The following is an 18,786-nucleotide window of genomic DNA, read 5'->3' as shown; positions in this document are numbered from 1 at the left end:
TCAGGCCCGCGTCAGCCGCGCCACGACCCGACGCGCAACCGGCGCCACGACCAGCACCGCAGGAAAGGCGACCGCCCAACTGGACAGCCAGTTGCCCAGCCACAGTCCCGCCACCCCCTGCACCATCCCGACCGCGCGAAAGGTCGCAATGCCCGACACCAGCGAGGACATCAGCCCCGACAGGATCAGCCCGAACAGGATCGGGGCGTAGCGCGCGGGAATCATGGGCCGGTCTCCTGCAAAAAAAACCGCCGGCAGTATCGCCGCCGGGCCTGCCCCCGCCTGACGCGGGGGTGCTTTCTGTCATGCCAGTTCGGCAAAGACCTTGCCAAGCGCCTTGTCCAGCTTGTCGAACATCTCGTCCATCTGATCGGTGGTCAGGATGAACGGCGGGCACAGCACGATCGACTGCCCAAGCGGACGGCAGATCAGCCCCATATCGGTGCAGGTATTGGCGATCCGCTCACTGACCGACAGATGCCCTTCGAACGGGGTCTTGGTGGCTTTGTCGCGCACCGCCTCCAGCGCCCACATGAAGCCCACGCCGCGATATTCGCCGATATTGGGGTTCTGGGCCAGCTGCCGCAGCCCATCCTCGAATCGCGGCGCCAGATCGATGACGTTCTGGGCAAGCCCCTCATTCATGACCACATCAATGGCCTTCAGCGCGATGGCGCAGCCGACCGGATGGCCCGAGGCGGTGAAGCCATGCGGAAATTCCTCGATGATCTCGACCGCCGCCTGAACCCGGTCGGCCAGTTCCGGCCCCAGAATCACCGCGCCCATCGGAAACAGCCCCGCCGTCAGGTTCTTGGAACTGATGATCGCATCGGGCATGAAATCATAGGTCTGGCTGCCCCAGGTGTTGCCCGTCCGCCCAAATCCGGTGATCACCTCATCGGCGATCATCGGAATGCCGTATTTCTTCAGAACCGGCATGATCGCCTGAAAATACCCCGCCGATGGGGGAATGACCCCGCCCGCGCCCTGCACCGGCTCGGCAAAGAACCCGGCGATGGTATCGACGCCCTCGCGCAGGATCGTCTCCTCCAGCTCGCGGGCTAGACGCGCGGTGAACTGTTCTTCCGTCTCTCCTGCCTCGCCAAAGCGCCAGTAATGCGGGCAGCCCAGATGGATGAAGCCCGGCAGCGGCAGGCCGAAGACGGAATTATAGGGCTTGCCGGTCATGCTGGCCGACACGGCGGTGACCCCGTGATAGGCGTTCCAGCGGGTCAGGATCTTGCGCTTTTCGGGCTTGCCCTCGCTGGCATGCAGGAACCACAGCATCTTGACCATCGTGTCATTCGCCTCGGAGCCCGAGTTGGTATAGAATACCTTGCCGCGTTCAAAGGGCGACACCTCGACCAGCTTTTCCGACAGCATCACCGTCTGATCGGACATCCGCCCGAAAAATGCGTGATAGCCAGGAAAGCGATCGTATTGATCCTTGGCAGCCTGCGCCAGACCCTTGTGATCGAACCCCGCGACCATGTTCCACAGGCCCGAATTGGCATCCAGATAGCGGTTGCCGTTCACATCGACGACGTAAGGCCCCTCGCCATGGGTCAGCACGACGGCGCCGCGTTTGTGCACGCTTGGCAGGTCGGTGAATCCGTAAAGCGAATATTCGTCGGCGCGTGCTTCCCAGCTTTGCGGCGTGTTCATGGTCAGGCTCCTCAACCGGTCAGAAGCGCAGGCTATCCGGGGCCGGGGGCGCGTTCAATGGGGGCCGGTGCGCAGGGCCACGCCTGCCCGCGCTCCGGGCAGGCCCCGCGATCGACCGATCATTTTCAACCCGCCGCCTTCACCCCGGGGCGGCGCAGCCCGATCGCATCCAGCTCGGCCTCGATCCCGCTCAGCGGTGCGCCCCTGACCCCGGCCACCAGCGCATCGAAACGCTTCCGCAGCGCGTCCTTTTCCGCGCCCTTGCAATCGTTCCAGGGTCGGCCCTGCAGCGCCATGTGCAGGACGTAATAGCCGATGAAATGCGGCCGCTCGCCCGCGACCAGCAGCGCGCGATAGGCCGCATCCGCCCCCATCGCCCGCAGCATGGCCGCATCCGCCACCCCCACAGCGATCAGCGCCCGCGCCGTGGCGGGACCGATATTGGGGATGCCTGTCAGGTCGCTCTCCATCCCGTGCCTTTCCAAAACCCCGATCTTGCTGTATCGCTGCGCGACCTCCAAGGACAGCATGACATGACCGCCAGCACCCCGGCCACGAAAAAGCTTTTCATCAAGACCTATGGTTGCCAGATGAACGTTTATGACAGCCAGCGCATGGCCGAGGCGATGGGCGCCGAAGGCTATGTCCTGACCGAGGATCAGTCAGATGCCGATATGGTTCTGCTGAACACCTGCCATATCCGCGAAAAGGCCGCCGAAAAGCTGTATTCCGACCTTGGCCGCCTCAAGCCGCTCAAGGCCGCGCGCCCGGATCTGAAGATCGGCGTGGCAGGCTGCGTGGCACAGGCCGAAGGGGCCGAGATCATCCGTCGCATGCCGCTGGTCGATCTGGTCGTCGGCCCGCAGACCTATCACCGCCTGCCCGCCATGGCGCGGGGCGAGATCGCCGCAATCCAGACCGACTTCCCTCAGGAAGACAAGTTCGAACACCTGCCCGCGCGCACCAGCCTCAATCCGGCGACGCGCCGCGCGCCCACCGCCTTTCTGACCGTGCAGGAAGGCTGCGACAAATTCTGCGCCTTCTGCGTCGTCCCCTATACCCGCGGGGCCGAGGTCAGCCGCCCCGCCCCCCGCATCCTGTCCGAGGCCCGCGATCTGGTCTCCCGCGGCGTGCGCGAGATCACCCTGCTGGGCCAGAACGTCAACGCCTGGCATGGCGCGGCCCCGGCCTCCGACCCGGCGGGCGGCGAATGGGGCTTTGGACGGCTGATCCGCGCCCTGGCCCAGATCGAGGGCTTGGCCCGCATCCGCTATACGACCAGCCATCCCAACGATATGGGCGACGACCTGATCGCCGCCCATGGCGATGTGGCGCAGCTGATGCCCTATCTGCACCTGCCGGTGCAATCGGGCAGCGACCGCATCCTCAAGGCGATGAACCGCAAGCATACGGCGGATCACTATCTGCGCCTGATCGACCGCATCCGGGCCGCGCGCCCCGATATCGTGCTGACCAGCGATTTCATCGTGGGCTTTCCGGGCGAGACCGATCAGGACCATGCCGACACGCTGCGGCTGATCGAACAGGTTGGCTTTGGCATGGCCTACAGCTTCAAATATTCGCCCCGCCCCGGCACCCCGGCCTATGACCGCCCCGAGGTCGAGCCCGCCGTGGCCGATGCCCGCCTGCAGGAATTGCAGGCCCTGCTGACCCGCCAGCAGAAAGCCGTGCAACAGGACATGGTCGGCCGCACGGTCGGCGTCCTGTTCGAAAAGGCCGGACGCGAGCCCGGACAGATGATCGGCAAATCCGACTATCTGCACGCGGTCTTCGTCGACACCACGGACGTGCAGATCGGCGACTTGCGCCAGGTCCGCATCAAGAACAGCGCGGCAAATTCGTTGCACGGAGAACTGCTCCCCTAAGCCCGGCCCCTGCAACGGTCCCTAAAATATCCTCGGGGGGTCCGGGGGGCGAAGCGCCCCCGGCATTCGCGGGACGCAAACCGTCAGACGCCGCGCCGGTTCCCCCACAGCATCACATGCAGCTGCGGCAGCAGACGGGGCCGGAACCAGCCTTCGGCGGTGACCTTGTCCACCAGCCAAAGCAGCCGGTCGGCCACGTCCTGCGCCGCGACAGGCACCGCCGGATCGACCTCGGGATTGCCGGGTTGCAGGACCAACGGCAGGTCGGGATAGCTATCCGCGACATCGCGTGCCCAAGCGTAATCGGTATCGTCAAAGATCACGATCTTCATCACCACTGCACTGGCGCCCTGCCCGGCGCGCAGGCAATCGTCGAACACCGCCCAATCCGGCACCTGGCCGCTGGAGGGCGGCTTGGGGCTGAGAACCAGCATAGACAGCTCCGCAAACCAGTCCCGCGCGACCGATCCCTGCGTTTCCAGCGCAAAGCCATAGCCTTCGGCCCGACCCATCGCGATCAGTGGCCCGAAATCCTGAATGGCCGGGTTCCCGCCCGAGATCGACACGGTCAAAGGCCGCCCGCCCGACAGGTCGCGCACCCGCGCCCAGACCTCGGTGCTGCTCATGGCGGCCCAGCTGTCGCGAAAGGCGCTGTCCACCGCATGCAGCGAATCGCACCAACTGCAGCGGTAATCGCAGCCGCCCGCGCGCACGAAAACCGTGGGCAGGCCGATCAGCGCGCCCTCGCCCTGAATGGTCGGGCCAAAGATCTCGGCGATGCGCAGGGGTCTGTCGGTCGCGCTCATGGCCGGTATTCCGCCCAGGTCTTGGGCGTCTCGCTGACCCGGACGGCCTGCGTTTCCGGCCAGCGGGCACGGCACCAGTCGAACAGATGCCGCGCCAGATGTTCAGCGGTCGAGGGCACGTCCAGCACGTCATTCAGATGCCGGTGATCGAAACTGTCGTCCAGATAGGCTTTCAGCGGGGCCAGCTGGTGATAATCGCGCACGAACCCGTCGGCGTTCAGATCGTCTGCGGCCAGTTCGACGACCACGATATAGTTATGCCCGTGCAGCCTTGCGCATTGATGATCGGGGGCCAGATGGTCCAGCCGGTGCGAGGCGCTGAAATGAAACTCTTTGGTGATCCGGAACATCAGGCCGACCCCGCCGCATGGGCCGCGATCGCGGACTGCCAGAAATCGGGGTCCGCATAGACGGTCGGATCGGCATGGCCCGCCAGATGAAAGGCCTCGCGCCGTTCCACGCAGGTGCCGCAGCGTCCGCAATGGACCGCGCCACCCTTGTAGCAGGACCATGTGTCGGCAAAGGGCGTGCCTGCGGCGGCGCCTGCAGTGACGATATCGGCCTTGGTCGCATGGACGAAAGGCACATGCAGCGCGACATCGGCATAGCCGTCCAGCGCGGCGCGCTGCATCGCCTCGAAGGACGCCGTGAAGGCCGGGCGGCAATCGGGATAGATGAAGTGATCGCCCCCATGCACCGCCGCCGCGACCGCCCCGTCGCCTTTGGCAGCGGCAATCCCGAAGGCGATGGTCAGCATGATCGCATTGCGGTTGGGGACCACCGTGACCCGCATGGAGTCCTCGGCATAATGCCCGTCGGGCACGTCCAGATCATCGGTCAGGGCCGAGCCGTTCAGCGCCGCCCCCAAACCCGACAGATCGACCAGATGAAAGGGCACGCCAAGACGGCGCGCGCAGGCTTTGGCAAAGTCCAGTTCCTTGCGGTGACGCTGGCCGTAATCGAAGCTGACGATCCGCGACAGGCGCCCCTGTTCCGCCAGCACATGCGCCAGCGACACGGAATCGAGTCCGCCGGAGCAGACGAGTGTGGTGTTCATATCCGTAACCCTTGTTTTTGTGACCCGGGTAGGCTGCGACCGGGAAGCGACCTGCTAGCAGAGACTTTGCGGGATTAAAAGAACCGCAGAGCGGTGCCACAAGGGCCGCAGCGGGGGGTTCACACCCCCGCACCCCCGTGGGATATTGGCGGACCGCTGCAGGAGGGGGTCAGTGGAGTGGGTCAGTGCGCCTCCGCCCAGTTGACGCCGGTCCCGGCATCCACCACCAGCGGCACCGACAGGCGGACCGAAGGTTCGGCGGCGGATTCCATGATGTCTCGGGCGATGGTGGTCAGGGCGTCGGTCGAATCGTCGCGGACCTCGAAGACAAGTTCGTCATGGACCTGCAGCAGCATCCGGGCCGGAAGATCCGCGATGGCATCCGGCATGCGGATCATCGCGCGGCGGATGATATCGGCGGCGGCGCCCTGAATGGGGGCGTTGATGGCCGCGCGGCGGGCACCCCCTGCGGCGGGGCCGGACTGGTTGATGCCGGGCGTGTTGATGCGGCGACCGAACAGCGTGGTGACATAGCCGTCCTGTTTGGCATCCGCCACGGTCTTGTCCATATAGGCGCGGATTTCGGGAAAGCGCTGGAAATAGGTGTCGATGAAGCTTTGCGCCTCGGCCCGCGGGATGCGCAGGTTGCGCGACAGGCCAAAGCCCGAGATGCCGTAGATGACCCCGAAATTGATCGCCTTGGCCTGACGGCGGATCATCGGGTCCATCCCCTCGACGGGCACGCCGAACATCTGGCTGGCGGTCATCGCGTGAATGTCGATGCCATCGCGGAAGGCCTGTTTCAGGGCCGGGATATCCGCGACATGGGCCAGAATCCGCAGCTCGATCTGGCTGTAATCGAGGCTGACCAGCTTGTATCCTTCCGGCGCGATGAAGGCCTGGCGGATGCGGCGGCCTTCCTCGGTCCGGATCGGGATGTTCTGCAAGTTCGGATCGGTCGAGGACAGCCGTCCCGTCTGCGCGCCGGTGATCGAATAGCTGGTATGGACGCGGCCGGTTTCGGCATTCACATAGGTCGGCAGGGCGTCGGTATAGGTCGATTTCAGCTTGGCGATCTGGCGCCAGTCCAGCACGCGGGCGGGCAGGTCATGGCCTTCGGCGGCCAGATCCTCCAGCACGTCGGCGCTGGTGGAAAAGGCGCCGGTCTTGCCCTGTTTGCCGCCCGCAAGGCCCATCTTGTCGAACAGGATCTCGCCCAATTGCTTGGGGCTGCCGATGTTGAAGCTTTGGCCCGCCAGCCCGTGGATCTCATCCTCCAGCTGCGCCATTTTCTGCGCGAAGACGCCGGACATGCGGCCCAGCACGTCGGTGTCGATGCGGATGCCTGCCATCTCCATCTGCGCCAGCACCGGGATCATCGGGCGTTCCAGCGTGTGATAGACGGTCGAGACCTTTTCCACCGGCAACATCGGCGCGAAATGCTGCCACAGGCGCAGGGTGATGTCGGCATCTTCGGCCGCATAGGGGGCGGCCTTGTCGATGGGCACCTGCGCAAAGGTTAGCTGGGATTTGCCGGACCCGATCAGATCCTTGATCGGGATGCATTTGTGGCCCAGATAGCGTTCCGCCAGCTCATCCATCCCATGATTATGGGTACCCGCATTCAGGGCATAGGACATCAGCATCGTGTCGGCCAAAGGCGTGACGTGGATGCTGTGACGGGCCAGCATCTTCCAGTCGTACTTCATGTTCTGGCCGATCTTCAGGATCGACGGATCCTCCAGCACCGGCTTCAGCGCCGCCAACACCGCGTCGGGGTCCAACTGGCCCGCCACACGTTCGACCGCGCCGAACAGGTCGCCGCCCCCCGCGACATGGCCGATGGGGATATAGCAGGCCCGCCCCGGCGCGGTCGCCAGACAGATCCCGACCAGCCCGGCCTGCATCTCATCCAGGCCCGTGGTTTCGGTGTCGATGGCAACGTGGCCGGTGTCGCGGATGTCCGCGATCCACGTCTTCAGCGTCTCCATGTCGGTGACGGTCTGATAGCCCGACGCGTCGATTGCCGGCTGATCGGGGGCTGCGGGCGCATCGCTGGCGGGGGCGGCCTGAATGGCGGGGGCCTCGGTTCCCAGCACCTCGGCCACACGGTTCGTCAGGGTGCGGAACTCCATCTCGGACAGGAACGCCACCAGGCGGTCGGCATCGGGGCGCTTGACGGCGAGGCTCTCCAGCGTGACGTCCAACGGCGTGTCGCAATCCAGCGTCACGAGGCGCTTGGAGATGCGGATCTGGTCGGCATGGTCGATCAGCGTCTGCCGGCGCTTGGGCTGCTTGATCTCGCCGGCGCGGGCCAGCAGCGTTTCCAGATCGCCGTATTCCTGGATCAGCAGGGCGGCGGTCTTGATGCCGATGCCCGGCGCGCCCGGCACGTTGTCCACCGGATCGCCGGCCAGCGCCTGCACGTCCACCACGCGGTCGGGATAGACGCCGAACTTCTCGAACACCTCGTCGCGGCCGATCAGCTTGTTCTTGATCGGGTCCAGCATGTCGACCCCGTCGCCGATCAGCTGCATCAGGTCCTTGTCGCTGCTGATGATCGTGGCGGTGCCACCGGCGTTGCGCGCGGCACAGGCCATGGCGGCGATGATGTCGTCGGCCTCGTAGCCTTGGGTCTCGATGCAGGCGATGTTGAAGGCGCGGGTGGCGTCGCGGGTCAGCGGGAATTGCGGGCGCAGATCCTCGGGCGGCTCGGGGCGTTGGGCCTTGTAGGCGGGATAGATCTCGTTGCGGAACGTCTTGGAGGAATGGTCGAAGATCACCGCCGCATGGGTCGGCGCGGTATGCCCGTCATCGGTCTGCACATAGCGCCACAGCATGTTGCAGAACCCCGCCACGGCGCCCACCGGCAGCCCGTCCGACTTGCGTGTCAGCGGCGGCAGTGCGTGATAGGCGCGGAAGATAAAGGCCGATCCGTCGATCAGATGCAGGTGACAGCCCTTGCCGAATGCGTCGTCCATGATCATCTGCCCCTTGTCCTGCTACAGGCCGCCTTTTGCCACGGCTGACCGCGATCTTCCAGAGACCACAAGGGATGCCCATGCCCAAGATGCGCCGCAAATCCGACCTGCCCCAGAAGATCTGCGCCGCCTGCGGGCTGCCGTTCAGCTGGCGCAAGAAATGGGAACGGGACTGGGATCAGGTGCGCTATTGTTCGGACCGGTGCCGGGGCAAGGGCGCCAGGGACAGGGCGGGCAAGGCTGGCGCCGCCAGCCCGGGGTGACGGCGCCCTCGATGGGGGCGGTCGCGCCGCGCCGGGCCCGGACGGACAATCGGCGGGGGGGGTCAGTCTTTAGTGATCGTCATGGGCGTGATCGCGGTCGATCACGAAACGCTTGTCGCAATAGCCGCAATCGACGAAGCCCAGATCCGGAGAGATCGCCAGCCAGACGCGCGGATGGCCCAGACCGGCGCCGTCATCGCCGTCGCAGCTGACCCGCCAGCGCGTCACGATCTGGGTCGCCGGCGCGGGACGGGTGCCGGCCTCGGTGCCGGTGTTGGTGGACAGCGGGGTTTCGGGCGTCACGTGCTGTGTCATGGCTGGCCTTCTTGTGGCGGCGGGCGTCATCTGGTCTAACCCCCATAGCGCAGCGCCGCCCGGCTTCGCAAGCTCTGCAAGGAATGCCCATGTCTGATGCCATCCGGATCACCGGTCTGTCCAAGACCTATGCAGCCCAGGGGAATGCCCCGGCCAAAGAGGCCCTGAAGGGCATCGATCTCGCCATCCCGACCGGCAGCATCTTTGGCCTTCTGGGCCCGAACGGCGCGGGCAAGTCCACGATGATCAACATTCTGGCCGGTCTGGTCAACAAGACCGCCGGAAAGGTGACGATCTGGGGGTTCGATCAGGATGTGAACCCGCGCCAGTCCCGCGCCGCCATCGGGGTGATGCCGCAGGAACTGAACATGGACCCGTTCTTTACCCCCCGCGCCAGCCTCGAGGTGCAGGCGGGTCTGTACGGCGTCCCGAAATCCGAACGCTGGACCGACGAGCTGCTGGCGCTGGTGGGCCTGACCGATCAGGCCAATGCCTATGCCCGGTCACTGTCGGGGGGGATGAAGCGGCGCTTGCTGCTGGCCAAGGCGCTGGTGCACCGGCCCCATATTCTGGTTCTGGACGAACCGACCGCAGGCGTCGACATCACCCTGCGCGAGATGCTGTGGAAGAACGTGCGCCGCCTGAACGAACAGGGCATGACCATCATTCTGACCACCCATTATCTGGAAGAGGCCGAACAGATGTGCGACGAGATCGCCATCATCAACCACGGTCAGGTCATCATCCGTCAGGACACCCAGACCCTGCTGTCGCGCACCGATGGCAAGACGCTGGTGCTGGACACCGGCGGTCCCGTCACCCTGCCGCCCTTGCCGCAGGGCGCGCGCAGCGAGATCCGGCCCGACGGGCGGCTGGCGATCAGCTATCCCCCGTCCCGGCTCCGGGCCGACCAAATTCTGGACGTGCTGCGTGTGGCGGGGGTGCCCATCGTCGATGTGGCGACCGAGCAGGCCGATCTTGAGGATGTGTTTGTCGAACTGACCCGCGACTGAGACGGTGGCGGGGTTGGCAGGGGGCGCTGCCCCCCGTCCTTGCGGCCTCCCCCCGGGATATTTTTGCCAAGATGACATTGGCCGGGGCGAGAGGTCAGTCAGTCGCGGGCGCCGATCATCGGGCCCATGACGCGACCGCCCATGATGTGAAGATGGAAATGCGGCACCTCTTGCACGCCATGGGGGCCGGCATTGGTGATCGCGCGAAAGCCCTCGCCCTGTTCCAGACCGATGCCTTCCAGCGTGCAGACCTGAGCGCAGAGGCGCATGAAGCCCGCAATCTCGGCCTCGGGGGCGTTGGTGGCGAAATCGTCGAAGCTGACATAGCGGCCCTTGGGGATCACCAGCACATGACGGGGCGCCTTGGGCTGGATGTCGCGAAAGGCCAACGCGTGATCGTTCTCGGCCACGGTGTCGTTCGGGATTTCGCCGCGCAGGATGCGGGCAAAGATGTTGCTGTCATCATAGGTGAAGGCCATGAACGTTCTTTCTAGTCGTCGAAGAGGAAAGGCGTGTCGGCCAGAGCCTGTGCCTGATCGGGCATGATGCCGAGAAACGCCGCGAGCGCCGCCGCGTTCCGTTCGGCGCCCGCCGATTCCGAGATGCTGGACAGCTGGCGGAAGCCGGCCTCGCGGACCCGGTCGGCCTCGTGCTGCAGATCGCTGCGCATGACCGGCAGCAGGCGATCGACGATCTCGGGCGGGGCATCGGGGCTGACAAGGCCCACGCGGCTCATATGGCCACGGACGTAATCGTCGTCAAATCGGCTGTCGATGAACAGCACCCGCGTTTCCGCCCGGTCGCCGTCGAAATCCGCGATCAGGGCCAGCGCCGAGGGATCGACGCAAAAGACCAGCCGTTCGGTTCCGAACTGTTCGAACATCAGCTTGACCAGTGCCCGGCGATGGCGTTCGCGCTTGCCGACCGACGAGGCGACGCCGCCCATGTCGGGCAGATTGGCCTCTTGTTCGTTGAAGACGTAATCGACCGCCGGGATGTCCGTCTGGTCGCGGATCGCGGCGGTCAGACGCTTGGCGATATGCCATTTCTTGGCCACGATCATATGAACGATCCGTTCATGGCCCAGGCTGCCATCGGTTTCCCAGAAGCGCGGCGCAAAGCGGCGCCCGATCCGGCCGCGCCCGGTCAGAAAACTGAACAGCTGCCGCCCCTCGGCGGCGATGGCGAAGTCATGCCCCTCGGTCTGCCACAGCGCGCCCAGCCTTTCGCGCAGGTCCAGCGCCTCGGGGCTGATCTTGCGCGCGAACAGGTAATCCTGCCGCAGCAGCAGGCCGTACTGGTCGTTGTGGAAGGTGACCGGCATGCCGTAATCCGAGAAGATCAGGAAGGTCAGGGTGCGGGTACGGATCTGCTTTCTGGGCACGACATGGGCGACCAGCGTCTGAAAGAAGGTCTCGTCCGGGATCCAGGTGGTGCTGAAGAACCGCACGATCTCGGGGCGGTCGCGGATCAGGTCCAGGATCGCCTCGACCGTCTGGCGGCGCAGGCACCACCACTGCGATCCGATCATCACCTGGATATCCTTGGGCACCTCCCGTGTCAGGCCAAGGCGTTTCTGCAGTTCATAGCTGGTATAGAACAGCCATTTCTGCGTGCGTTCGTTGAACAGGTGGCGATAGATCAGGCGTTCTTCCTTGAAGCCCGTCTTGATCCAGTCGCTGTCGAAGAAATCAAAGCTTTCAATGTAATCGCATTCCTCGGCCTCGAGGAAACCGCGCGCGAACTGGGCCGATTTGATGGGCATGCAATCGCCCGACAGCATGTAGAAATGCGTGGCCTGCGGAAACGCCGCCTCGGCGGCGCGCAGAGCCTCGAGCGTGGCGGCGACCAGCGACCATTCGCCCCAACCGCATTTCAGACGCCGTGGCGCAAATGCCACGCCCGGATGGTCGCCAAGCGCGTCCTTGATCTGCTGGAACATGGCCTTGGGTGCGCGCTTGTCAAAATGGATCGACACGAAATCGCCCGTGGCGGTCAGACGACGGGCCTGGTCGATGACCCCCTGAGGGTCCTTGTGCGTGAGCAGGATAAAGGCAATGCGGGCCATGTGATGCGCGGTTCCCGGTGACTGATTACACTTGTTTCAACGTAAGGCGTTGAATATTTCCTCGTCTTTTGCTTTGTGTGTGTAACCATTTTTGTCGTTGGGACAAGCAGGACGGCACATTGCCGCGATCTGCCGGGTCGGCAGTGAAATCGGAGTAGGTTCAGGATGGGTTTTCCCGGCGTTTGGATGACAGAAAGCGAAAGCATGATCTATCGGGTCGTGCCGAAATGCGCATGCTCGACGATCGGCCAGATCATGTTCTATTCGGATCATGGGCGCTTCTTTGACGGCGACATCCACGATTCAAAGGATGGAATGCATAAATGGGCGCAGGATCACAGCCATGACGCAATCGAACGCGCCGTGCGGGCCCGTGATGCGGTGACCTTCACCTGCGTGCGCAATCCCTATGCACGGCTGCTGTCGTCGTTTTTTGATAAAATTGCCGGAATTCAGCGCAATGGCAAACGCTATCGCGGCAATCTGGTGCCGCAGCTGGTCCAGCGCTATGGGATCGATGTCGGCACGCCCGAGAACGGGTTCGAATTCGATCAGGTCGCCAGCTTTCGTCGGTTCCTGCTGTTCGCGCGCGACACCATCCGGTTCCGCAAACCGATGGAGCCGGACATCCACTGGTCGGCCATGTCGGGCCATATCTCGACCTTCATCGTGAACGGCGGGCGCTACGACCAGATCTTTTTTACCGAAGCGTTCAACGACGGCATGCAAAAGGTTCTGGAAGAGGCGCAGGTGCCGGTCCCGCTGAACCTGTCCGACGTCCCACGCTTTAACGAATCCGAGGGGCATGGCCCCAAGCGCGCCCACAAGGTCAGCGATTATTTCGACGACCTGTCGCGCCATCTGATCTGGGAAATCTACAAGGACGATTTCCAGCTGTTCCGGTACGATTTCGACAATCCGGACAACAAGATGCCCTTGGGCGAGGTCGATCTGGAAGAGGTTCACGCCAAGCTGGGACGCTGATCCCCACCCGGCGATCAACGGCCCCGGTCAGTCCGGGGCCGCATCATATCTGATAGTAACAGACCTGATTATTCCAGGTGGCTTTCCAGGAACCACAGATCCTTGTCTGCCGTCCGCGAGGCTGCGGTAAAGATGTCGGCGGTATTGGCGTCGCCTGCTTCGTCCGTCGTATCGATGGCGGCGCGCAGCTTGGCGCCGTGATCGCGCATCCGGTCGCAGATCGCCTTGATATGGTCGGCGGCCTTGGTCAGGTCGGTCGGATATTCCTTGAGGGTCGAGGCTTTTGCCACCGCCTCGGCCGTGCCGACGGCCACACCGTCCAGCACCTGCACGCGTTCGGCAAAGATATCCAGATGCTCCTGCAGACGGCCGTTCACCACATCCAACAACTCGTGCACGGCGATGAAGTTGATCCCCTTGACGTTCCAATGGGCCTGCTTGATGGCCATCGACAAGGCCAGCCCGTCAGCCAGCCGTGCGTTCAGTTCGGAAATTGCAGTTTTGCGGGCGTTGTCGGCAAGCCCTTTGACGTTGACGGCCATGACGGCCTCCTTTGTTCGTTTCGACCGGTCAACACGACCCGGGCCGCGCGGGTTCCCCTGTGCGACAATCCACGCTGCCGAAACGAAAAACGGCGCCTCCCTTGCGGGGGCGCCGTCAGATCCGCCGCGCCCGAAGGCCCGGCGTCAAGCGTCGGTTCAGACCGCGCCCTTGATGAAGGTCACCGCGTCGCCAACGGTCTGGATGGTTTCGGCGGCGTCATCGGGGATCTCGATCCCGAACTCTTCCTCGAAAGCCATGACCAGCTCGACGGTGTCGAGGCTGTCGGCGCCCAGGTCATCGATGAACGAGGCGGATTCGACCACCTTGTCCTCGTCGACACCCAGATGCTCGACCACGATCTTCTTCACGCGATCAGCGATATCGCTCATGTCATATCCTCATTCTCGCGGGCATCCGCCCAGTTTTTCACGGACGCAACTGGTCCGGTTCAGCACAGGGCGGTTCCCCTGCTGCTAAAGGCGGGGATATAGCACCCATGAACCCTCTTGCAACCGCTTTCGCAAACAGTCCCGCGCAGCGTTGCCGCCGCGCATGCCCGTTCAGACCATCGCCATGCCGCCATTCACATGCAGCGTGGCCCCGGTGACATATCCGGCCGAGGGGCTGGCCAGATACAGGACGGCGGCGGCGATATCCTCGGGCCGGCCCATCTGGCCTGCGGGGATCTGCGTCAGGATCTTGCCCTTCTGATCGTCGGTCAGCTTGTCGGTCATTGCCGTGGCGATGAAGCCGGGCGCCACGCAGTTCACGGTGATGCCGCGGCTGGCCACCTCATAGGCCAGCGACTTGGACATGCCGACCAGCCCGGCCTTGGCCGCGGCATAGTTCCCCTGCCCCGGATTGCCCGTGGTTCCCACGACCGAGGTGATGTTGACGATCCGCCCCCACCGCGCCTTCATCATGCCGCGCAGCACGCCGCGCGACAGCTTGAAGACGCTGGTCAGGTTCACGTCCAGAACCTGCGCCCATTCGTCATCCGACATGCGCATGAACAGGTTGTCGCGGGTGATCCCGGCATTGTTGACCAGAATATCCACCGACCCCATCGCCTCGGCGGCCGCCTTGGGCAGGGTCAGGACCGAGGCCGGATCGCTCAGATCCGCCACGACCACATGCGCCCGCTCTCCCAGGCTGGCGGCCAGGTCGCGCAGCGGCGCCTCGCGCGTGCCCGACAGCGCGACCGTCGCCCCCGCCCCATGCAGTGCATGGGCGATCGCTCCGCCGATCCCCCCCGAAGCGCCCGTCACCAGCGCCGTCTTACCCGTCAGATCGAACATGCCCAAAGCCTCTTCTTCTTCACCTAAATATCCTCGGGGGGGTGCCGAGCGGTTCGCCGTCGGTTCAAGAACCGATCGGCACGGGGGCGAAGCGCCCCCGGCTCCCACGCTATCCCTTCAGCGCCGCGACATCCGCAGGCACGCCCACATTCTTGACCGTCACGTCCTTGGCCGTCCTCCGGATCATCCCCGACAGCGCCTTGCCCGCGCCGATCTCCCAGAACTCGGTCACCCCGGCTCCGGCCATATTGGCGATGGATTCGCGCCAGCGCACCGTGCCGGTCACCTGTTCGACCAGCAGGCGGCGGATGGCGCCGGGCTCGATTACCGCCTCGGCGCGGACATTGGCGATCAGCGGCACGGCGGGCGGCTGGATATCCACCCCCGCCAGCGCATCGGCCATCGCAGCCGCCGCAGGCTGCATCAGCACCGAATGGAAGGGGGCCGACACGGGCAGCATCACCGCACGCTTGGCGCCTGCCGCCTTCATCGCCTCGGCGGCCCGCTCGACCGCGCCCTTGTGCCCCGAGATGACGACCTGACCCGGATCATTGTCATTGGCGGCCTGCACGACCTCGTCGCCGCCGATCTCGCGGGCGATGCGGTCCACCGTCTCGAAATCCAGCCCCAGGATCGCGGCCATGGCGCCGATGCCCACCGGCACGGCCTCTTGCATGGCCTGTCCGCGCAGGCGCAGCAGGCGGGCCGTGTCGGACAAGGTCAGCGACCCCGCCGCGCACAGCGCCGAGTATTCGCCAAGCGAATGGCCCGCCACGAAATTGGCGTCCATGATGTTGATGCCCTCGGCCTCCATGGCGCGGAAGGCCGCGATCGAGGTCGCCATCAGCGCGGGCTGCGCGTTCTGGGTCAGGGTCAGCGTATCGGCATCCCCGTCCCAGATCAGCGCCGACAGGCTTTCGCCCAATGCCGCGTCCACCTCGTCAAAGACATCGCGCGCGGCAGGATAGGCCATGGCCAGTTCCCGGCCCATCCCGATCGTCTGTGCGCCTTGCCCCGGAAACACGAATGCCCGCATGGCCGCCCCTTCTGAATTCATTGCGTTGCAAAAGGGCATAGCCTGCGCGCGGCGCTGCCGCAACCGACCGCCGCAACCGATCGCCCCTGCCGCAGGTGCAAACTGCCGTGACCCCCGCGCATGGAAAAGGGGCCCGCAAGGGGCCCCCGTCCGATCGTTCATGTGGCCGAAAAGTTCAGCCGACCAGTTCAAGACCCGAGAAGAAATAGGCGATTTCTTCCTTGGCCGTCTCGGGCGCGTCCGATCCGTGGACCGAATTTTCGCCCATCGAGATCGCGAATTCCTTGCGGATGGTGCCCGCATCGGCATTGGCCGGGTTGGTGGCGCCCATCACTTCGCGGTTCTTGGCAATGGCGTTCTCGCCTTCCAGAACCTGCACGACGACAGGCTCGGAGGCCATGAACTCGACCAGTTCGCCGTAAAACGGGCGATCCTTGTGGACTTCATAGAACTTGCCTGCCTGCTCGGCCGACAGCTTGACGCGCTTTTGCGCGACGATGCGCAGGCCCGCATCCTCGAACTTGGCATTGATCTTGCCGGTCAGGTTGCGGCGGGTGGCGTCGGGCTTGATGATGGAAAGGGTGCGTTCGATGGCCATGGTGTTCACCTTGTCTGTGGGGCGGCCCCTCAAGGCCCGCCACGAATGAAATCCGCGTCCGGTTAGCAGGCTTGACCGTCTGCGGCAAGCGGGGTGCCCATGCTGGGGGGGAACCGCAGCCGCGGCGCCGGGCTTGTCCCAAGCGATCACGACAAGGAGAGATCATGACCGACCTGCATCCCGCAAGGCCGACCCCGCCCCCATCCGTGGCCCGGACCGACGGCACCCCGCGCCGCGCGGTGACGGCGGGCACGCTGGTCTCGGCCCTGCTGATCGGGCTGATCGTGGCGGCGGCGTGGTTCTGGTCGAACCTGCTGCTGATCTCGTTCGCGGCGATCCTGATCGCCATCGCGCTGCGCGCCGGGGCACGGGGGCTGCATGGGCTGGTGGGCCTGAACCTCAAGCTGGGGGTGCTGGCGGTGCTGCTGGGCGTTGTCGCCGTGGTCGCCCTGATGGTGCGGCTGGCAGGGCCCGCCGTGTCCGACCAGTTCGGCCAGCTGATCGCCGCGCTGCCCGAAAGCTGGGACGCGGTCGAGGGCTGGTTCGCCTCGCTGCCCTTTGGCGAACGCCTGATCGCCGGCGTGCAGGATGGCGAGACCGGCAGCATCGGCGACAATGCCGCAAGGCTGGCCGAACGCATCCCCGATCTGTTCGGCATGGTGATGGGGGGCCTGTCATCCGCCTTTGGCCTGCTGTCATCGGGCTTTCTGCTGCTGATCCTGTCGATCTATGTCGCGATGGAGGCGGACCTTTATCGCGGCGGCCTGATCCGGCTGGTGCCCCTGCCCCGCCGGGCGCGGGCCGCACAGGTTCTGGACGAGCTGGGCACCCAGTTGGCCCGCTGGATGGGCGGTCAGGCGCTGGACATGCTGATCGTGGCCATTCTGGCCGGGATCGGGCTGTGGCTGCTGGACGTGCCGCTGGCGTTCATTCTGGCGGTGATCGCGGGTCTGACCAATATCGTGCCGATCATCGGTCCCTTCGTGTCGGGCGCCATCGCGGTGGTGGTCGCGGCCCCGCAGGGTCTGGACACGGCGGTCTATGTCGCGATCCTGTTCACCGTCATTCAGGTGTTCGAGGGCGAGGTGCTGATGCCCCTGATCCAGAAATATGCCGTGCAATTGCCGCCCGCGCTGACCATTCTGGCAATCGTCGCAATGGGGGCGCTGTTCGGCGCGGCCTCGGTCATTCTGGCGACGCCACTGTTGATCGTGGCGATCCACCTGACACGGCGCGTCTATGTCGAGGATGTGCTGGGCGACCGGCTGGACTAGGCGTCCCGTTTGCCTTCCCCTGCGGCAATGGCGCGGGATTCGTCTGTCACCGGGCACGGCTGTTCGTGCTTTCGTCATATGTTGGGACTATGATGGCGCAACATCCATCAGGGGGCAGATGATGCAACCGCTGTGCAAGGGCCGCTATCGTGCCCGTCTGGCCGCGACGACACGGGATCTGCGCGCCTCGCAAAGGCTGCGTTGGATTGCCTTCATCGCCCGCACGGGGCAGCCCGATGACGGGCAGCGGCTGGACATCGACGCGCTGGACGAAGAATGCAGCCACATGATGGTCGAGGATATCGACAGCGGTCGGCTGGTCTGCAGTTTCCGGTTTCTACCGCTGGCCGACGGGTCGCAGATCGCGCGCAGCTATTCGGCGCAGTTCTATGATCTGGCGGCCCTCGGCTCTTTCGATGGCCCGATGGTCGAGATGGGGCGGTTCTGCCTGCATCCCGATTGCCGCGACCCCGATGTGATCCGCATTGCCTGGGCCGCCCTGACCCGTTTTGTCGAGGAAACCGGGGTCGAGATGCTGTTCGGCTGTTCCAGCTTTACCGGCTGCGAACCCGAATTGCATGCCGAGGCTTTTGCCATGCTCAAGGAACGCCATCTGGCCCCGCGCCGCTGGTGGCCGCGCGTCAAGGCGCCCAAGGTGTTCCGCTTTGCCCGCGCGCTGCGGCTGCGCCAGCCCGACCCCAAGCGCGCCATGGCCGCGATGCCGCCGCTGCTGCGCAGCTATCTGGCGATGGGGGGCTGGGTCAGCGATCACGCCGTGGTCGATCAGGCGCTGAAGACGATGCATGTGTTCACCGGAGTCGAGATCCGCGCCATCCCCCCCGCCCGGCGCCGCCTGCTCAGCGCGCTCTTGGACATGCCCGCCTGACCTGGACCGGGTCCGCCCGTTTTGCGGGCAGTGTGTTTAAACTGACGGCACACCCTTTGGTACTGCCCGCCTTGCAAGCAAGATCCGGCCCCCCTGCGATTGACCCTGCCCCC

21 protein-coding genes are annotated in these 18,786 nt (G+C 64.9%); 6 read left to right on the top strand and 15 right to left on the bottom strand.

The window, feature by feature from the left end; all coding sequences use genetic code 11:
• The 3 genes from EG885_RS08265 to EG885_RS08255 form a co-directional block, all read right to left on the bottom strand.
• The gene (locus tag EG885_RS08265; protein WP_131574005.1) at positions 1 to 225 is read right to left on the bottom strand and encodes a DUF2798 domain-containing protein; all 225 of its coding nucleotides are present in this window, start codon (positions 223 to 225) and stop codon (positions 1 to 3) included.
• Between the two features lie 78 nt (positions 226 to 303).
• On the bottom strand, positions 304 to 1,665 hold the full coding sequence (locus tag EG885_RS08260) for an aminotransferase (RefSeq protein ID WP_165571074.1): 1,362 nt from the start codon (positions 1,663 to 1,665) through the stop codon (positions 304 to 306).
• Positions 1,666 to 1,790: 125 nt separating this feature from the next.
• On the bottom strand, positions 1,791 to 2,135 hold the full coding sequence (locus tag EG885_RS08255; protein WP_131574004.1) for a TfoX/Sxy family protein: 345 nt from the start codon (positions 2,133 to 2,135) through the stop codon (positions 1,791 to 1,793).
• Positions 2,136 to 2,198: 63 nt separating this feature from the next.
• Here EG885_RS08255 and miaB point away from each other — a divergent pair, with 63 nt between their 5' ends.
• Positions 2,199 to 3,551, top strand: coding sequence for a tRNA (N6-isopentenyl adenosine(37)-C2)-methylthiotransferase MiaB (gene miaB / locus EG885_RS08250; protein WP_131574003.1), 1,353 nt, complete (start codon positions 2,199 to 2,201; stop codon positions 3,549 to 3,551).
• A gap of 83 nt (positions 3,552 to 3,634) precedes the next feature.
• Here miaB and queE read toward each other — a convergent pair whose 3' ends face one another.
• The 4 genes from queE to polA all read right to left on the bottom strand — a co-directional run bounded on the left by queE (position 3,635) and on the right by polA (position 8,395).
• Positions 3,635 to 4,357: a 7-carboxy-7-deazaguanine synthase QueE gene (queE, locus tag EG885_RS08245; RefSeq protein WP_131574002.1), complete on the bottom strand. Its 723-nt coding sequence runs from the start codon at positions 4,355 to 4,357 to the stop codon at positions 3,635 to 3,637.
• A complete protein-coding gene (gene queD, locus EG885_RS08240) occupies positions 4,354 to 4,707 on the bottom strand; it encodes a 6-carboxytetrahydropterin synthase QueD (protein ID WP_131574001.1) in 354 nt (117 codons plus the stop codon). Before queD ends, queE begins: the two co-directional genes overlap by 4 nt.
• Positions 4,707 to 5,414, bottom strand: coding sequence for a 7-cyano-7-deazaguanine synthase QueC (gene queC / locus EG885_RS08235; protein ID WP_131574000.1), 708 nt, complete (start codon positions 5,412 to 5,414; stop codon positions 4,707 to 4,709). The genes queD and queC overlap by 1 nt, the downstream gene beginning before the upstream one ends.
• A gap of 182 nt (positions 5,415 to 5,596) precedes the next feature.
• On the bottom strand, positions 5,597 to 8,395 hold the full coding sequence (polA, locus tag EG885_RS08230) for a DNA polymerase I (protein ID WP_131573999.1): 2,799 nt from the start codon (positions 8,393 to 8,395) through the stop codon (positions 5,597 to 5,599).
• Positions 8,396 to 8,475: 80 nt separating this feature from the next.
• Here polA and EG885_RS08225 point away from each other — a divergent pair, with 80 nt between their 5' ends.
• On the top strand, positions 8,476 to 8,658 hold the full coding sequence (locus tag EG885_RS08225; protein ID WP_131573998.1) for a DUF2256 domain-containing protein: 183 nt from the start codon (positions 8,476 to 8,478) through the stop codon (positions 8,656 to 8,658).
• Between the two features lie 69 nt (positions 8,659 to 8,727).
• Here EG885_RS08225 and EG885_RS08220 read toward each other — a convergent pair whose 3' ends face one another.
• Positions 8,728 to 8,973, bottom strand: coding sequence for a zinc-finger domain-containing protein (locus EG885_RS08220; RefSeq protein ID WP_131573997.1), 246 nt, complete (start codon positions 8,971 to 8,973; stop codon positions 8,728 to 8,730).
• Positions 8,974 to 9,062: 89 nt separating this feature from the next.
• Here EG885_RS08220 and EG885_RS08215 point away from each other — a divergent pair, with 89 nt between their 5' ends.
• Positions 9,063 to 9,986, top strand: a complete 924-nt coding sequence (locus tag EG885_RS08215; protein ID WP_131573996.1) for an ABC transporter ATP-binding protein — start codon at positions 9,063 to 9,065, stop codon at positions 9,984 to 9,986.
• 98 nt (positions 9,987 to 10,084) lie between these two features.
• On the opposite strand, the gene EG885_RS08210 is transcribed toward EG885_RS08215, so the two are convergent.
• On the bottom strand, positions 10,085 to 10,465 hold the full coding sequence (locus EG885_RS08210; RefSeq protein WP_131573995.1) for an HIT domain-containing protein: 381 nt from the start codon (positions 10,463 to 10,465) through the stop codon (positions 10,085 to 10,087).
• A gap of 11 nt (positions 10,466 to 10,476) precedes the next feature.
• Complete coding sequence (locus EG885_RS08205; protein ID WP_131573994.1) at positions 10,477 to 12,054, bottom strand: DUF5928 domain-containing protein; 1,578 nt, start codon at positions 12,052 to 12,054, stop codon at positions 10,477 to 10,479.
• Between the two features lie 165 nt (positions 12,055 to 12,219).
• Here EG885_RS08205 and EG885_RS08200 point away from each other — a divergent pair, with 165 nt between their 5' ends.
• Positions 12,220 to 13,038 (top strand): sulfotransferase family protein, encoded by an 819-nt coding sequence (locus EG885_RS08200; RefSeq protein WP_131573993.1) that lies wholly within the window; start codon positions 12,220 to 12,222, stop codon positions 13,036 to 13,038.
• A gap of 68 nt (positions 13,039 to 13,106) precedes the next feature.
• Here EG885_RS08200 and dps read toward each other — a convergent pair whose 3' ends face one another.
• The 5 genes from dps to ndk all read right to left on the bottom strand — a co-directional run bounded on the left by dps (position 13,107) and on the right by ndk (position 16,513).
• A complete protein-coding gene (gene dps / locus EG885_RS08195; RefSeq protein ID WP_278248470.1) occupies positions 13,107 to 13,649 on the bottom strand; it encodes a DNA starvation/stationary phase protection protein Dps in 543 nt (180 codons plus the stop codon).
• Between the two features lie 87 nt (positions 13,650 to 13,736).
• A complete protein-coding gene (locus EG885_RS08190; RefSeq protein ID WP_042251881.1) occupies positions 13,737 to 13,970 on the bottom strand; it encodes an acyl carrier protein in 234 nt (77 codons plus the stop codon).
• 171 nt (positions 13,971 to 14,141) lie between these two features.
• A complete protein-coding gene (gene fabG / locus EG885_RS08185; protein ID WP_131573991.1) occupies positions 14,142 to 14,879 on the bottom strand; it encodes a 3-oxoacyl-ACP reductase FabG in 738 nt (245 codons plus the stop codon).
• A 109-nt stretch (positions 14,880 to 14,988) separates the two neighbouring features.
• Positions 14,989 to 15,915 (bottom strand): ACP S-malonyltransferase, encoded by a 927-nt coding sequence (gene fabD, locus EG885_RS08180; protein WP_131573990.1) that lies wholly within the window; start codon positions 15,913 to 15,915, stop codon positions 14,989 to 14,991.
• A gap of 175 nt (positions 15,916 to 16,090) precedes the next feature.
• Complete coding sequence (gene ndk / locus EG885_RS08175) at positions 16,091 to 16,513, bottom strand: nucleoside-diphosphate kinase (protein ID WP_131573989.1); 423 nt, start codon at positions 16,511 to 16,513, stop codon at positions 16,091 to 16,093.
• Between the two features lie 164 nt (positions 16,514 to 16,677).
• On the opposite strand from ndk, the gene EG885_RS08170 reads away from it, so the two are divergent.
• Together EG885_RS08170 and EG885_RS08165 are read left to right on the top strand one after the other, a co-directional pair.
• Positions 16,678 to 17,787, top strand: a complete 1,110-nt coding sequence (locus EG885_RS08170) for an AI-2E family transporter (RefSeq protein WP_131573988.1) — start codon at positions 16,678 to 16,680, stop codon at positions 17,785 to 17,787.
• 121 nt (positions 17,788 to 17,908) lie between these two features.
• A complete protein-coding gene (locus tag EG885_RS08165; RefSeq protein ID WP_131574017.1) occupies positions 17,909 to 18,673 on the top strand; it encodes a GNAT family N-acetyltransferase in 765 nt (254 codons plus the stop codon).
• Positions 18,674 to 18,786 lie beyond the last annotated feature (113 nt).

The organism is Paracoccus nototheniae (genome assembly GCF_004335005.1).
Taxonomy (GTDB): Bacteria; Pseudomonadota; Alphaproteobacteria; order Rhodobacterales; family Rhodobacteraceae; genus Paracoccus; species Paracoccus nototheniae.
Note: the sequence above shows the minus strand (reverse complement) of the source record. Positions and strands in the feature narration are given on the sequence as shown.